Source organism: Muriicola marianensis, assembly GCF_014638095.1.
Lineage (GTDB): Bacteria > Bacteroidota > Bacteroidia > Flavobacteriales > Flavobacteriaceae > Muriicola > Muriicola marianensis.
This window is the reverse complement of record NZ_BMFH01000002.1, coordinates 583,255-596,732: the sequence shown is the minus strand read 5'-3', so window position 1 is coordinate 596,732 and position 13,478 is coordinate 583,255. Positions and strand designations below refer to the sequence as shown.

General features: G+C 49.6%; 11 protein-coding genes and 1 riboswitch. Of the genes, 7 read left to right on the top strand and 4 right to left on the bottom strand.

Translation table 11 applies throughout. The features are described 5' to 3' along the window. Nucleotides 1–59: 59 nt before the first annotated feature. A riboswitch (cobalamin riboswitch) is annotated at nucleotides 60–271 on the bottom strand. 68 nt (nucleotides 272–339) lie between these two features. The 4 genes from IEV19_RS13610 to IEV19_RS13595 all read left to right on the top strand — a co-directional run bounded on the left by IEV19_RS13610 (nucleotide 340) and on the right by IEV19_RS13595 (nucleotide 4,796). Then, nucleotides 340–1,494 (top strand): ABC transporter substrate-binding protein, encoded by a 1,155-nt coding sequence (locus IEV19_RS13610; RefSeq protein WP_188371279.1) that lies wholly within the window; start codon nucleotides 340–342, stop codon nucleotides 1,492–1,494. Next, nucleotides 1,495–2,514, top strand: a complete 1,020-nt coding sequence (locus IEV19_RS13605; protein ID WP_188371278.1) for a FecCD family ABC transporter permease — start codon at nucleotides 1,495–1,497, stop codon at nucleotides 2,512–2,514. A 107-nt stretch (nucleotides 2,515–2,621) separates the two neighbouring features. Next, entirely contained in the window at nucleotides 2,622–3,377 is a 756-nt protein-coding gene (locus IEV19_RS13600; RefSeq protein ID WP_229732610.1) for an ABC transporter ATP-binding protein, read from the top strand. Between the two features lie 60 nt (nucleotides 3,378–3,437). After that, nucleotides 3,438–4,796: a DNA recombination protein RmuC gene (locus IEV19_RS13595; RefSeq protein WP_188371276.1), complete on the top strand. Its 1,359-nt coding sequence runs from the start codon at nucleotides 3,438–3,440 to the stop codon at nucleotides 4,794–4,796. Nucleotides 4,797–4,800: 4 nt separating this feature from the next. Here the strand turns inward: IEV19_RS13595 and pgl are convergent, their stop codons facing one another. Both pgl and zwf read right to left on the bottom strand, forming a co-directional pair. Beyond that, nucleotides 4,801–5,511, bottom strand: a complete 711-nt coding sequence (pgl, locus tag IEV19_RS13590; protein WP_188371275.1) for a 6-phosphogluconolactonase — start codon at nucleotides 5,509–5,511, stop codon at nucleotides 4,801–4,803. Nucleotides 5,512–5,516: 5 nt separating this feature from the next. Continuing rightward, the gene (gene zwf, locus IEV19_RS13585) at nucleotides 5,517–7,049 is read right to left on the bottom strand and encodes a glucose-6-phosphate dehydrogenase (RefSeq protein ID WP_188371274.1); all 1,533 of its coding nucleotides are present in this window, start codon (nucleotides 7,047–7,049) and stop codon (nucleotides 5,517–5,519) included. A gap of 176 nt (nucleotides 7,050–7,225) precedes the next feature. Here zwf and gnd point away from each other — a divergent pair, with 176 nt between their 5' ends. Beyond that, entirely contained in the window at nucleotides 7,226–8,638 is a 1,413-nt protein-coding gene (gene gnd, locus IEV19_RS13580) for an NADP-dependent phosphogluconate dehydrogenase (protein ID WP_188371273.1), read from the top strand. Nucleotides 8,639–8,647: 9 nt separating this feature from the next. Here gnd and IEV19_RS13575 read toward each other — a convergent pair whose 3' ends face one another. Beyond that, nucleotides 8,648–9,505, bottom strand: a complete 858-nt coding sequence (locus IEV19_RS13575; protein ID WP_188371272.1) for a DUF5777 family beta-barrel protein — start codon at nucleotides 9,503–9,505, stop codon at nucleotides 8,648–8,650. Nucleotides 9,506–9,699: 194 nt separating this feature from the next. Here IEV19_RS13575 and IEV19_RS13570 point away from each other — a divergent pair, with 194 nt between their 5' ends. Further along, nucleotides 9,700–10,065: a hypothetical protein gene (locus IEV19_RS13570; protein WP_188371271.1), complete on the top strand. Its 366-nt coding sequence runs from the start codon at nucleotides 9,700–9,702 to the stop codon at nucleotides 10,063–10,065. Then, nucleotides 10,062–10,601 carry a YceI family protein gene (locus IEV19_RS13565; RefSeq protein WP_188371270.1) on the top strand — a complete coding sequence of 180 codons (540 nt, stop codon included), beginning with the start codon at nucleotides 10,062–10,064 and terminating at the stop codon, nucleotides 10,599–10,601. The genes IEV19_RS13570 and IEV19_RS13565 overlap by 4 nt, the downstream gene beginning before the upstream one ends. A gap of 21 nt (nucleotides 10,602–10,622) precedes the next feature. Here IEV19_RS13565 and carB read toward each other — a convergent pair whose 3' ends face one another. Continuing rightward, nucleotides 10,623–13,475, bottom strand: coding sequence for a carbamoyl-phosphate synthase large subunit (gene carB / locus IEV19_RS13560; RefSeq protein ID WP_188371269.1), 2,853 nt, complete (start codon nucleotides 13,473–13,475; stop codon nucleotides 10,623–10,625). Between the last annotated feature and the right edge of the window lie 3 nt (nucleotides 13,476–13,478).

Sequence of the window (13,478 nt, the reverse complement as noted above, 5' to 3'; positions counted from 1 at the left end):
TTCCTGTTGTCGGAACAGCGTATGAGGTTGCATACGAAAACTTTTATCCCGAAAGTTAGTATTCGATTTTGAACCAGGCAGGTCTCCTGACTTGCGTTTTAACATCGACCTTCCCGTCCTCGGACAGTGGTATTGAAGAGATGCTAAACATAGTTCCTCTGCGTGAGGCCCTACTGAGCTTACAGTTGCGGGAACAGCTCCGGATTCTCACCGGATTCCCTTTTAATGCCGTCCAATGACCGGACCGGCAACCTGAATTCGGGGCGAATATAAGGAAATTGCCCCTCCTTTTACTCTTAGGGCAAATAAGTTTACTTTTGAGGCTCGTAATTGAGCCATATGAGATGGACATTAATGATTCTGGTTTTTTGCTTCCTGGGTTGCAGGCAACAGGAGAACCGTAATAATACATCCCAGGCTGTAGCTGAGGAACCGGACAGTGCTGAATCTGTCCGCTTCGCCAGGGGGTTCCAGATAAGTAAAACCTCCGAGGGCATAACACTGATCCGCGTCCTGCAACCCTGGCCGGGGGCTGATCGACCTTTTGAATACGCTCTGGTCCCGAAAGAGGCTTTCCAAAAAGGCCTGGTAGATAACAAACAATACGATGCAGTGATCGAAGTTCCTGTCGAAAGGGTGGTCGTCACTTCCACAACCCATATTCCGGCCCTAGAGGCACTGGGTGTAGCCGACCGTCTCGTGGGTTTTCCGGGTACGGATTATATCTCGTCGGAGAATACGAGGGGAAGGATAGAATCAGGTGAAGTGGCCAATCTGGGGAACAATGAAATGATGAACACCGAAATGACCCTCAGCATCCGGCCTGATCTTGTGGTGGGCTTTGGTATCGCGGCCAGGAATAAGGCTTATGAAACGCTCATTCGTTCGGGTATTCCGGTGGTCTACAACGGAGACTGGACAGAGCAGACCCCTTTGGGAAAGGCAGAATGGATCAAATTCTTCGCACCTTTTTTCCAGCTGGAGGAAAGAGCCGATTCCCTCTTTGATTCCATAGTTGCATCCTATACGAATGCCCGTGAGCTGGCGGGGAGGGTACAGCAGATCCCTGTGGTAATGAGTGGCGCCCTCTACAAGGATATCTGGTATGCACCCGGAGGAGATAGCTGGGCTGCAGAATTCATCCGGGATGCAAATGGAAGCTATCTCTGGGATGATACCGAAGATACCGGCAGCCTTTCCCTCAGCCTGGAAAGCGTGCTGAGCCGGGCTAAAGAAGCCGATATCTGGATATCACCATCCCAGTTCACCTCTTATGGGGAAATGGAAGGTGCCAACCCGCATTACAAAGAGTTCCGGGCCTTCCGTGACAGGAAGGTCTATACCTATGCCCTTTGCAAGGGAGAGACAGGCGGACTTACCTTTTTTGAACTGGGACCCAACAGGCCCGATCTGATCTTGAGAGACCTGATCCATATTTTTCACCCGGAAATTCTTCCGGATCACGAGCCTACTTTTTTTAAACCCCTTCAATAGTTGAAATCAAAGATCCCATATCAGTTTGCCCTTTTGATCCTCGTCCTGCTGCTTTGCTTCGGGATCAACATCAGCCTGGGATCAGTGGAAATACCTTTTTTAACTACGCTTGGAGAACTTTTGGGCTTTGGGAGCGCAGACGAATCTCAGCAGTATATCATCAGAGAGTATCGACTGCCCAAGGCATTTACGGCTATCCTGGTGGGTGCCGGCCTTTCCCTCAGCGGTTTGCTCATGCAAACCCTGTTCAGGAATCCGCTTGCAGGCCCTTTCGTCCTGGGTATCAGCTCCGGGGCCAGTCTGGGTGCTGCCCTGCTGATCATGGGAGGCGGACTTTTCTCGGCCGGCGTGGTCCTGATAAATGACCTCGCCCTTACCCTGGCGTCCAGTCTCGGAAGTATTCTGGTACTGCTCACAGTCGTTGCCGTGGCCAGGCGGGTTAAAGATACCATGGCCTTGCTGATCATCGGACTTATGTTTGCAAGTATTACGGCGGCTGTGGTCACTGTCCTCTCCTATTTCGCCAAGGCCGAAGAATTACAGCAATACATCTTCTGGACCTTCGGGACTGTGGGAAATCTAAGTGGTTCTCAGGTCCTTGTCCTGGGGGTCATCTGCCTATTGGGACTGTTGTTTAGTATCAGCTCGATCAAATCATTGAATGCCTTGCTGCTCGGGGAGAATTACGCCCGCAGCCTGGGGGTCAGGATCGGCAGGTCCAGAAACCTGATTATTATCGCTACGGGGCTCCTGGCCGGCTCAGTCACTGCCTTTGCGGGACCCATCGCCTTTATCGGACTGGCCGTTCCTCATCTGACCCGCCAGCTCTTCAATACAACGGACCACAGGATCCTTGTTCCGGGAGTGCTTTTATATGGGGCCATCCTGTTATTGCTGTGTGATACCATGGCCCAGCTCCCTTCTTCCTCCTACGTACTGCCCATCAATGCGATCACCTCCATCGTAGGTGCACCGGTGGTCATCTGGCTGTTGCTGAGGAAACGGAATATGATATTTTAGTGCAGTCAACTCAGGGCCTCAGAAGTTTTGAAGAATACCTACCTTAGCTTTGTTTTTAACTCAATAGGGTTGCTGATTTAATGCAAAACGTATTGGAAATATCGAATTTGAGCATCGGATACTCCGGCAGGAATGGGGGGGATACCGTGATCGCCCGGGATCTTAATTTTACCCTGGCCCAAGGGGAATTCGTATCCATCGTCGGGGCCAACGGGATCGGCAAATCGACCTTGCTGCGGACCCTGGCCGGAGTGCAGCGCCAACTTTCCGGACAGGTGCTGATCAACGGCAAATCGATCTATAGTCTTACCCCACAGAAACTGGCCTCCTCCCTCAGTATCGTCCTTACAGAGCCCCTTCCCACCAGAAACTTAACGGTAAGAGAATTGATCAGTCTGGGTCGACAGCCTTATACTAACTGGCTGGGAACGCTTACTGAGAATGATAAAGAGGCCGTAGAATCATCGATAAGGAACACCGGATTGGAAGCCCTGGAACACAGGAAGTGCTATGAACTCAGTGACGGGCAGCTCCAAAAAGTACTGATCGCCAGGGCCCTCGCCCAGGATACCCCCATCATGATGCTGGACGAACCTACGACTCACCTCGACCTGTACCATAAGGTTCAGGTATTAAAGACCATGAAAGGGATCGCCCGGGAATTCGGCAAGACCGTCATTTATACGACACATGAGATCGACCTGGCCATACAACTCTGTGACCAGATGCTCATCCTCGAGAGGTCCGGCCATCATTTCGGGCCACCTTGCAGCCATATTGAGAATCAGAGCTTCCAAAATCTATTTCCCTCAGACCTCATCGATTTTGATTCCGGAACCGGGACCTTTAAAATCAAAAACTAAAGTACCCCAACTCTCCTCTTAAGGTAAGATGGCCTATCTTTACATGAAAATAAAAAGGTGATGAGCACGGAGATCACAATGTTGGTGGTTGCCTTACTGGCTATTCTGTTGGGATTCTTTCTGGGGAACTATATCGAGCGCTTAAAACGCAAATCAATTCAGAGTACCCTGGAGGAAAGGGAGCGTCAATTGGGCAGGAACCGGGAGGAATTGGAGACGCGCCTCAATGCAGAAAAGCAGGTAGTGGAAGACCTCAGGAACGAGAACAGCAGGCTGAACCAACTGGTCACAAGAAATGAGGCCGATCTCGAGAATTTGAGGCAAAAACTGGAAGATCAGAAAGAAGAGGTTGCAGACTTGCAGGAAAAATTCACCAAGGAATTCGAGAACCTTGCCAACAAGATCCTGGATGAGAAAAGCCTGAAATTCACCGAACAAAACCAGAAGAATATCAAACACATCCTCAACCCCCTCCAGGAGAAGATCCAGCTTTTTGAGAAGAAGGTGGAGGAGAGCCAGAAAGAGAATATCAGCATACATTCGGCCCTGAGGGAACAGTTGCTCAACCTGCAAAACCAGAACCTCAAGATCACCAAGGAAGCCGAAAACCTGACCAAAGCCCTCAAGGGAGACAGCAAGATGCAGGGTAACTGGGGAGAACTCGTCCTGGAAAAGGTTTTGGAGAAATCGGGCCTCGAAAAAGACAGGGAATACACCGTTCAGAAAAGCTTCACCAGGGAAGATGGCAGCAGGGTCCTGCCGGATGTGGTCATCAATCTTCCCGACGGAAAGAAAATGGTCATCGACTCCAAGGTATCCCTGACAGATTATGAGCGATTTGTCAATGCCGAAGAGGATCTACAGGAAAAGTTTCTAAAGAATCACATCAACTCCCTTCAAAAACATGTCGATCAGCTCTCCTCCAAGAAATACGAGGACCTGTACGACATGGAAAGTCCGGACTTTGTACTGATGTTTGTTCCCATTGAGACGGCCTTTTCTGTAGCCATCAATCAGGAACCCGCCCTTTACAACAAGGCCTTTGAAAAGAACATCGTGATCGTTACACCTTCAACCCTCCTGGCTACCCTGCGTACCATAGACACTATGTGGAATAACGAGAAACAGCAGCGGAATGCCATAGAGATCGCCAGGCAGGCGGGCGCCCTTTACGATAAATTCGAAGGGTTTGTGACCGATCTGACGAAGGTGGGTAAAAAGATGGACGAGGCGAAGAATGAATACAGGGGGGCGATGAATAAACTCGTAGAAGGAAGAGGAAATATCATCATCAGCATTGAAAAGCTCAAGAAAATGGGCGCTAAGGCCAAAAAGTCACTCCCCGATAAGATCTTAAAAAGAGCTAAGGACGATGATCTTCAGGAGGAGGAACCCAAAACCCCTTTTAACCTCAATTAACATTTTACAGAGTTGAAGCGGCCTCTTCATCGAGGAACCAGCTTAGCTTTCCACCGACAGGTTCTACCAGAGCAGCAGGATATTGCCTGTACCCAGCTGTTTTCTGAAGTATGCTCTGAACTTTGTCGGCCTTACCCGCCCCGGTCACTAAAAACACTACTTCCTTACTGCGGTTGATCACCCGGCCGGTGAGTGTAACCCGTTTTTGACCACTCTCAGGATGGGTGGCCACTTCGCAATTCTGTTCTGAATCCCACAGCTGGATCTCATGGGGAAAAATGGAGGCCGTGTGACCGTCCTCCCCCATTCCGAGGATGACCATGTCGAATACAGGGATTTCAGAATCGGAAGGAAGTTCCCTGTCCAGGAGGATGCCATATCGCAGTGCTTCCACACTGGGCTCGTTCTCCCCCATGATCCGGTGGATATTTCCCTCAGGGACGGGAACATTCCGGAGCAGGTAGTCCCGGGTCATCTTGTAGTTACTCTGCTCATCCTCAGGGGGAACGCATCGCTCATCCCCCCAGTAGAGATACACTTTTTCCCAGTTGATCTTATATCGATCCGTGCTGGAAAGCTCTTCAAAAAGGATCCTCGGGGTACTGCCTCCGGACAAAGCGATATGATATTCTTCACTCTCCCTTATCTTTTTTTCCAGATAGGCGGCGAAGTTTCTCGCCACAGAAGTTTTTGTGTCGTAAACGTGAACCTTCATCTTCTTTATTTAATTACACAGAATCCGGGATCATCGGCCAGGTTGGATCCCGGGTTGCGCCAGGTGTTCTCCCCTTCAATCAGGTCATCTGCATTTTGCGGCCCCCAGACGCCGGCGGAATACCCATAGATCGTAGCGTCCTTACTCGTGCTCCAGTATTGCAGGATAGGATCGACAAATTCCCAGGCAGCTTCCACCTCATCAGCCCTTGCATAGAGGGTGGCATCGCCTTGCATCGCATCGAGCAGGAGTCGCTCATAGGCGGCCATCAGGTTATTTTCGATCAGGCTGTCATAGTAAAAATCCAGATTGGCCCGCTCTACCTTGAATCCCTGTCCCGGTACTTTCACTCCGAATTTGATCAGGATGCCTTCATCGGGCTGGATGCGGATAATAAGTTTATTGTCCTTGTTGAACATGCCTGATTCTGTAAAGATCTTGTGGTGTGGCGGTTTAAAATGGATGACCACCTCGGTCACCTTGGTAGGCATCCGCTTGGCCGTGCGCACATAAAAAGGAACATCCTTCCACCGCCAGTTGTCTACAAAGAATTTGATCGCGACAAAAGTCTCTGTGGTGGAGTCAGGATTCACTCCGTCTTCCTCCCTGTATCCTTTTACCTTCTTTCCATCGATCTCTGCAGCCAGGTACTGCCCCCGGATAATATTTTCTGACAGGCTTTTCTCATCCTTTAAAATTCGGAGGGATTTAAGGGCCTTTACCTTTTCATTCCTGATGGATTCAGCCTCCGCACTTATAGGAGGCTCCATGACCACCAGGGAGACGATCTGCAACAGGTGGTTCTGGAACATATCTCTCATGGCTCCCGCCCCGTCGTAATATCCGCCTCTCTTCTCCACCCCAACGCTCTCGGCATTGGTGATCTCAATATGCTGTATGTAGTTCCGGTTCCATAAGGGTTCGAAGATGCTGTTCGCAAAACGTGTCACGAGCAGGTTTTGTACGGTTTCCTTCCCCAAATAATGGTCGATCCTGAAGATCTGATCCTCATGGAAATATTGGTGCAGGCTGTTATTCAATTTCTTGGCAGAGGCCAGATCATACCCAAAGGGCTTTTCCACTATGAGCCGTTTCCATCCTTTATCTTTATGGGTAAGTCCCTGTTCAGAAAGGTTTTTGGCGATCACCTCGTAAATGTTCGGAGGGGTCGACAGGTAGAAGATGAAGTTGTTGCCCGTCTGATGCTTTTCGTCAAGGGATTCTATCTTCCTGGCAAGCGCTACATAGGACGCCTCGTAACTTGCACCGAGATCGTGATAGTATAGTTTTTGGGCAAATTTCTCTCCGGTCTCCCTGCCTTTTTCCTTGAGATCGCCTTCCAGATAACTACTCTCGAAAATCACCTTTCTCCTGAATTCCTCATCCGAAAATTCCGAGCGGCTGACCCCCAGGATCAGAAAATTCTCAGGCAGATACCCTCCGCAATACAGGTGGAACAGGGCCGGGATCAGTTTCCGGGCCGTGAGGTCACCCGAAGCCCCAAAAATGATCAGCATTTGGCTTTCTGTTCTATCCATTTTCTTCTAGTGTATGTCTGGGAAGGTCCGTCTTCCAAGAAGGGTCCAAAGTACGCACTAAAAGTTAATAATTTCAATTACTTTTGATCGAAATGGTCTCCGGGCCCCGGGAAAAGGGCTGTTCCGAGATCAGATGGAGATTAACATTCACGAATTAGACATACAATACGATCGATATGGCAAAGCAAGGGTATGATTTTGGGTTGATTGGCCTCGGGGTCATGGGCAGGAATTTTATCCTCAACGTAGCAGATAACGGATTTAAAGCTTTTGGATACGATCTCGATCCGGAAAAGGTGAAGGCCCTGCAGGAAGAAGGAGGAGATCTGGATCGCGTAAATGCCACCGATAACCTTAAAACCTTTATTACAGCATTGGAGCAGCCCAGGAAGATCATGTTGCTGGTACCGGCCGGAAAGATCGTAGACAATGTGATCGAAGATCTATTACCCCATATAGATCAGGGCGACCTGATCATTGACGGGGGCAATTCCCTTTTTACTGATACAGACACAAGGGAGTCTTACCTGCGGGAGAAAGGGATACACTTCTTTGGAGCAGGAGTTTCCGGTGGGGCCAAAGGAGCGCGGAAAGGCCCGAGCATCATGCCCGGAGGCTCACGGGAAGCTTATCAGGAAGTCAAGCCCATTTTCGAGGCCGTAGCAGCGAAATACAAGGGAGAACCTTGTGTGGCCTATCTCGGACCCAAATCAGCCGGGAATTACGTGAAAATGGTGCACAACGGCATAGAATACGGTCTGATGCAGCTCACCTCGGAAATATACGACCTCCTTCGCAAGGCAGGAGATATGACAAATGAGGAGATGCACCGACTTTTTGACACCTGGAATAAAGGCCGGCTGCAGTCCTTCCTGGTGGAGATTACGGCAGACATACTTTCAAAGGATGACGAGCACGGTCCCGGCCAGTTGGTCGATAAGATCCTGGATAAGGCCAAACAGAAAGGGACGGGGAAATGGACCTCACAGAACGCCATGGACCTGGGAATCCCGGTGCCAAGTATCGATATCGCCGTCAGTATGCGGGAAATCTCAGCCCTGAAAACCGATCGAATAAAAGCCGAAAAACTCTACGGAAGACCGCTGCCCGGGAAACTCGATAAAGCAGAACTCGAAAAAATGGCTGAGGAGGCCCTTTATTTTTCCTTTGTTATTACCTACGCCCAGGGACTCCATCAACTGGCAGAGGCCTCAGAAGAATACGGATATGACCTGGAGCTGGGAACCATAGCCAAGATCTGGAGGGCCGGTTGTATCATCAGGGCCGCACTCCTGGCTGATATTGCCAGGGCCTACCAGAACGATCCTGGTCTGTCTAACCTGCTGCTGGATGCTTCTTTTGCCAGCGACATTAAGGATACTCTTTCTTCAGTGCGGTCTCTGGTAGCCTACGGAGCCTCTCATGGAATACCTCTGCCCGGGCTATCGAATTCTCTGACCTATTTTGATGCTTACACCTCAGGCCGGCTCCCCCTGAACCTGATCCAGGCACAGCGGGATTACTTCGGTTCCCATACCTATGAGCGCACCGATAAGGAAGGAATCTTCCATACCGAATGGGAAGATTGATCAGGCCGGTCAGAAATTAAAAACACGGCTCAGGTTAAAACCAAAATAGATATTCCCATCTCCCCAGTCGCCTATCGCATTGCCGAGGAAACCGCTTTCAAAAGTAGGCTGGGCATTGGTGAAATGAAGCTGAAAGACATGGCCCCCTGTCTCAATGTCCACCCCGATGGAGAGGGGATTCACAAAGGGAGAACCGTCCGCCCTGTTCAAATGCCAGCCGTAATCCATGTTCAGGCTAAAACGCTTGGAGAGTTTTACCCTGCCACCAAAACCTAAGGCAAACTGGGAGTTATCCTGTGGGGCGTAATCTACGTACCCCTCGTAGAAATAGGTCGGCATCAGCTGGAGGGATACCTTTTCGCTGATCTTTCGGCTGATGAGCAGTTGCTGTGTGAAAGAGGTTCTGTCGCCCAGGGTCACTTCCCTCTGCAGCACCGGTTCGTCAAGAAGTGTATTAAAAGCGACCTGACTGTAGCCTACCAGGGTGACAGGAAAATCATCACTTTGCTGTACGAAGCGATATTTCCCTGAAATATCATAGGTCTTGTTGAAGGAATTTCTGGAAACGGAGAGGTTGAAACCATCCGTGAAACCATAGATGAAGTGAAGGCGGGTGTTGGCAAAATCCAGCCCGAAAAATCCATCCAGACCGGTCTGTATACTGCCAAATCGATGGAAAACAATAAAGTAAAACTCTTTTTGGTTCACCATTTTGGTGGACTCAAAATTCACGATCTTAAGCCCCTTAAAGGCAGCTTCGGCAATTGCAGTTGAATCTGTTTTGTCGATGGATGACAGGAGGTCGTTCTGGGCCAACAGCGGACAAGTCAACAGGAAAGCCCAAAGGACAAGAATTTTTCTTTTCATAGCGGTCAGATTTTGAAAATGAGAAGCGTGCTTTTATTTTAAACTTACGAATTATTTGTCAATCGGACTGACAACAACTTCAAGTGAGATATAGGTATGTAATCTGATTCGACATAAAGACGCAACCAGCGACAGTATACGCCATCTTATTCTTAAGGAACTGAAAATCAACAACTGACTAAAACAATCCAGCTATGAGAAAAGTAAGAACCGCCTTGATGATCGGGGTATTTGTATTTGCCCTGGGCTGCTCAAAAAGCGACAATTCTGAAGGTGCCCCAATGGACGACAATGAGATTACAGATCCCAATGCCGTGAGCTACCAGAGAGATATCAGGCCCATTATGCAGGGGAATTGCCTATCTTGCCATGGTAACCCCCCTACTCAAAATGCGCCCATGTCCCTGACCACATTGAATGAGGTGAAAAATGCGATCGAAACACGGGGTTTGTTATCGCGGATCAACAGCACTACCAGCCCCATGCCGCCAAATGGGCTGATGCCTCAGACTGCACGTGCACTCATCGCGGAATGGGCGAACCAAAATTTTCCTGAATGAGGAGATCCCTGTTTGTCATATGGCTGATCTGCTGCGGATTGGTTTCAGCTCAGGAAACGTATAGAACCGAAGAGGCAAAGATCATCTTTGATGCCTCCACCCCTTTGGAAGATATCTATGCCGTGAACGAGAAGGTAAACATGGTGCTCAGTGAAAACGGTGAGCTGGCCTCTCTCCTTCTGGTGAGAGAATTTAACTTTAAAAAGAAGTTGATGCAGGAGCACTTCAATGAGAATTACATCGAATCAGATAAATACCCAAAGGCTTTTTTTGTTGGAAAGATGGAGTCTTTCGACCGGGAGCTGATCACAGAGGAACCCCAACCTTTTGAACTGAGCGGGGATCTCACCCTGCACGGGGTGACCCGCCCCATTACCACCACAGTACATCTAAACAGGGATGGGGATTCTATTGTTGTGGAAACTGCCTTTGTCGTGAGGACCGAAGATCACAAGATCAAGGTTCCCCGCCTTCTTTTCAAGAAAATAGCCGAAGAGATCCAGGTACAGGTGACGGCCCGGCTGAACAGGTCCTGACCTGCCATTCTCCTACTGGATCTACTTGCTCAAGTACATCTTCCTCCTGGTGTAGAGGTTGTAGAACTCGTCGTCTTTCAGGCTGTCTATAAAAAGGATACTCTCCCCTGTACTCTTCATTTCCGGTCCCAGGTTTTTATTCACATTTGGGAATTTGTTAAAGGAGAATACGGGTTGTTTGATGGCAAAGCCTTCCAGTTGGGGATTGAATTTGAAATCCTTCAATTTCTTTTCCCCGAGCATGATCTTGGTAGCGTAATTCACATAGGGCTCGCCATAGGCCTTGGAGATAAAAGGCACGGTCCTGGAAGCTCTTGGATTGGCCTCGATTATATAGACGACATCGTCCTTGATGGCGAACTGTATATTTATGAGTCCAACCGTATTCAGGGCCAGGGCGATCTTTTTAGTGTGGTCTTTGATCTGTTGCATCACGAACTCCCCTAGATTAAAAGGTGGCAGGGTGGCATTGGAATCCCCGGAATGGATCCCGCAGGGTTCAATATGCTCCATGATCCCGATGATATATACATCTTTCCCGTCACAAATAGCGTCGGCTTCTGCCTCGATGGCCCCGTCCAGGTAATGATCTAGCAGGAGTTTATTGTTGGGGATCTTCTGCAGTAGGTCTACTACATGCTCTTCCAATTCTTCCTTGTTGATCACGATCTTCATTCCCTGCCCGCCAAGTACGTAGGAAGGCCTGACAAGAAGAGGGAACTTCAGTTCTTTGGCCAGCTCCAGCGCTTCGTCTGCACTTTCGGCAACCCCAAATTGTGGATAAGGGATCTCATTCTCCTTTAAAAGTCGGGAGAAGCTACCGCGGTCTTCTGCCAGGTCGAGCGACTTAAAGCTCGTCCCCATGATCTTGATCCCGTATTTATCGAGTTTTTCAGCCAGTTTCAGGGCGGTCTGACCCCCGAGCTGGACTATCACTCCTTCCGGTTTCTCATGCAGGATGATGTCATAGATGTGTTCCCAGAAGACGGGCTCAAAATACAGCTTGTCTGCCGTATCGAAATCGGTGGACACCGTTTCGGGGTTACAGTTGATCATGATGGTCTCATATCCGCATTCGGCGGCAGCAAGGACCCCGTGAACACAACAGTAATCGAATTCGATCCCCTGCCCAATACGGTTCGGCCCGGAGCCCAGAACCACGATCTTCTTTCTGTCGGTCACTTCGCTGTCATTCGTGACATATCGCTCCCCGTCCGGAGTTTCCACTTCTTCCTCAAAAGTGGAATAATAATAAGGGGTCATGGCCTTGAATTCCGCAGCACAGGTATCTACCAGTTTGTAGACCCGGTTGATCCCCAGGGCCATCCTCTTCTTGTGTACTTCGCTCTCGTAGCAATCGAGCATATGGGCGATCTGCCGATCAGCAAATCCTTTCTGTTTGGCCTCCAGCAAAAGCTCTTTTGGCAGGGATTCTACAGTGTATTTTGAAATTTCCTGTTCCAGGAAATGCAGTTCTTCATATTGTTTCAGGAACCACATATCGATCTTGGTGATATCGTGGATCCTTCTCAGAGGGATCCCTAGCTGGATTGCGTCGTAGATGACGAATACTCGGTCCCAACTGGGAATGGTGAGCTTGCTTATGATCTGGTCGTAGTTCGTATACCCCTTTCCATCGGCACCCAGGCCATTCCTCTTTATCTCCAGTGACTGTGTGGCCTTGTGCAGTGCCTCCTGGAAGGAGCGTCCAATGCCCATCACCTCTCCTACCGATTTCATCTGCAGGCCCAGGGTACGGTCTGATCCTTCGAACTTGTCGAAGTTCCACCTCGGGATCTTTACGATCACGTAATCGAGTGTAGGTTCGAACAGGGCCGAAGTAGATTTGGTGATCTGATTTTCCAGCTCGTCCAGGGAATATCCTATTGCGAGTTTCGCAGCTACCTTGGCGATGGGATATCCTGTTGCCTTGGAGGCAAGGGCCGAGGATCTCGACACCCTTGGGTTGATCTCGATCGCGATGATGTCTTCTTTTTCATCTGGGCTTACGGCGAATTGCACGTTGCAACCTCCGGCGAAGTCCCCGATGCTTCGCATCATCTTGATGGCCATGTCGCGCATGCGCTGGAAAGTACGGTCCGAGAGGGTCATGGCCGGGGCCACGGTGATGGAATCACCCGTGTGGATACCCATCGGATCCATGTTCTCGATAGTACAGATAATGACCACGTTGTCATTCTTGTCCCGCAGCAATTCCAGTTCGTATTCCTTCCATCCCATCAGTGCCTTGTCTATCATCACCTCGTGAATGGGGGACACTTCCAGACCCCTGCTGAGCAGTTCGTCAAAATTCTCCGGTTTGTAAACAATGGAGGCACCGGCCCCTCCAAGGGTGTAGGAAGCCCTGATCACCAGGGGAAAGCCGAAATCCTGGGCGATCTCCTTTCCCTTCAGGAAGGAGGTAGCGGTGGCCTGAGGAGCCATGCCCACGCCTATTTGTTCCATGAGTTTCCGGAATTTTTCCCGGTCTTCGGTAATGTTGATCGCGTCTATGTCGACCCCTATGATCTCCACGTCAAAATCTTCCCATATACCTTTGTCTCCTGCCTCTATACAGAGGTTCAGGGCCGTTTGTCCTCCCATAGTGGGTAGAACAGCATCTATATTGGGGTGTTTCTTGAGAACCTCTATGATCGACTTGGTGGTCAGGGGGAGAAGATAGATATGATCAGCCATAGTGGGGTCCGTCATGATGGTTGCCGGGTTACTGTTGATCAGGATGGTCTCAATCCCATCTTCCCTGAGTGACCGCAGCGCCTGTGATCCGGAGTAATCAAATTCGCAGGCTTGTCCGATGATGATCGGACCGGAACCAATGATCAATATCGATTTGAGATCTTCTCTTTTTGGCATAGT

Bases quoted from the DNA above. Each gene is read 5' to 3' on its own strand.
- IEV19_RS13565 (WP_188371270.1), top strand. From the start codon at position 10,062: ATGAGGAGATCCCTGTTTGTCATATGGCTGATCTGCTGCGGATTGGTT.
- pgl (WP_188371275.1), bottom strand. From the start codon at position 5,511: ATGAAGGTTCACGTTTACGACACAAAAACTTCTGTGGCGAGAAACTTC.
- IEV19_RS13610 (WP_188371279.1), top strand. From the start codon at position 340: ATGAGATGGACATTAATGATTCTGGTTTTTTGCTTCCTGGGTTGCAGG.
- IEV19_RS13570 (WP_188371271.1), top strand. From the start codon at position 9,700: ATGAGAAAAGTAAGAACCGCCTTGATGATCGGGGTATTTGTATTTGCC.
- zwf (WP_188371274.1), bottom strand. From the start codon at position 7,049: ATGGATAGAACAGAAAGCCAAATGCTGATCATTTTTGGGGCTTCGGGT.
- gnd (WP_188371273.1), top strand. From the start codon at position 7,226: ATGGCAAAGCAAGGGTATGATTTTGGGTTGATTGGCCTCGGGGTCATG.
- IEV19_RS13575 (WP_188371272.1), bottom strand. From the start codon at position 9,505: ATGAAAAGAAAAATTCTTGTCCTTTGGGCTTTCCTGTTGACTTGTCCG.
- IEV19_RS13595 (WP_188371276.1), top strand. From the start codon at position 3,438: ATGAGCACGGAGATCACAATGTTGGTGGTTGCCTTACTGGCTATTCTG.
- carB (WP_188371269.1), bottom strand. From the start codon at position 13,475: ATGCCAAAAAGAGAAGATCTCAAATCGATATTGATCATTGGTTCCGGT.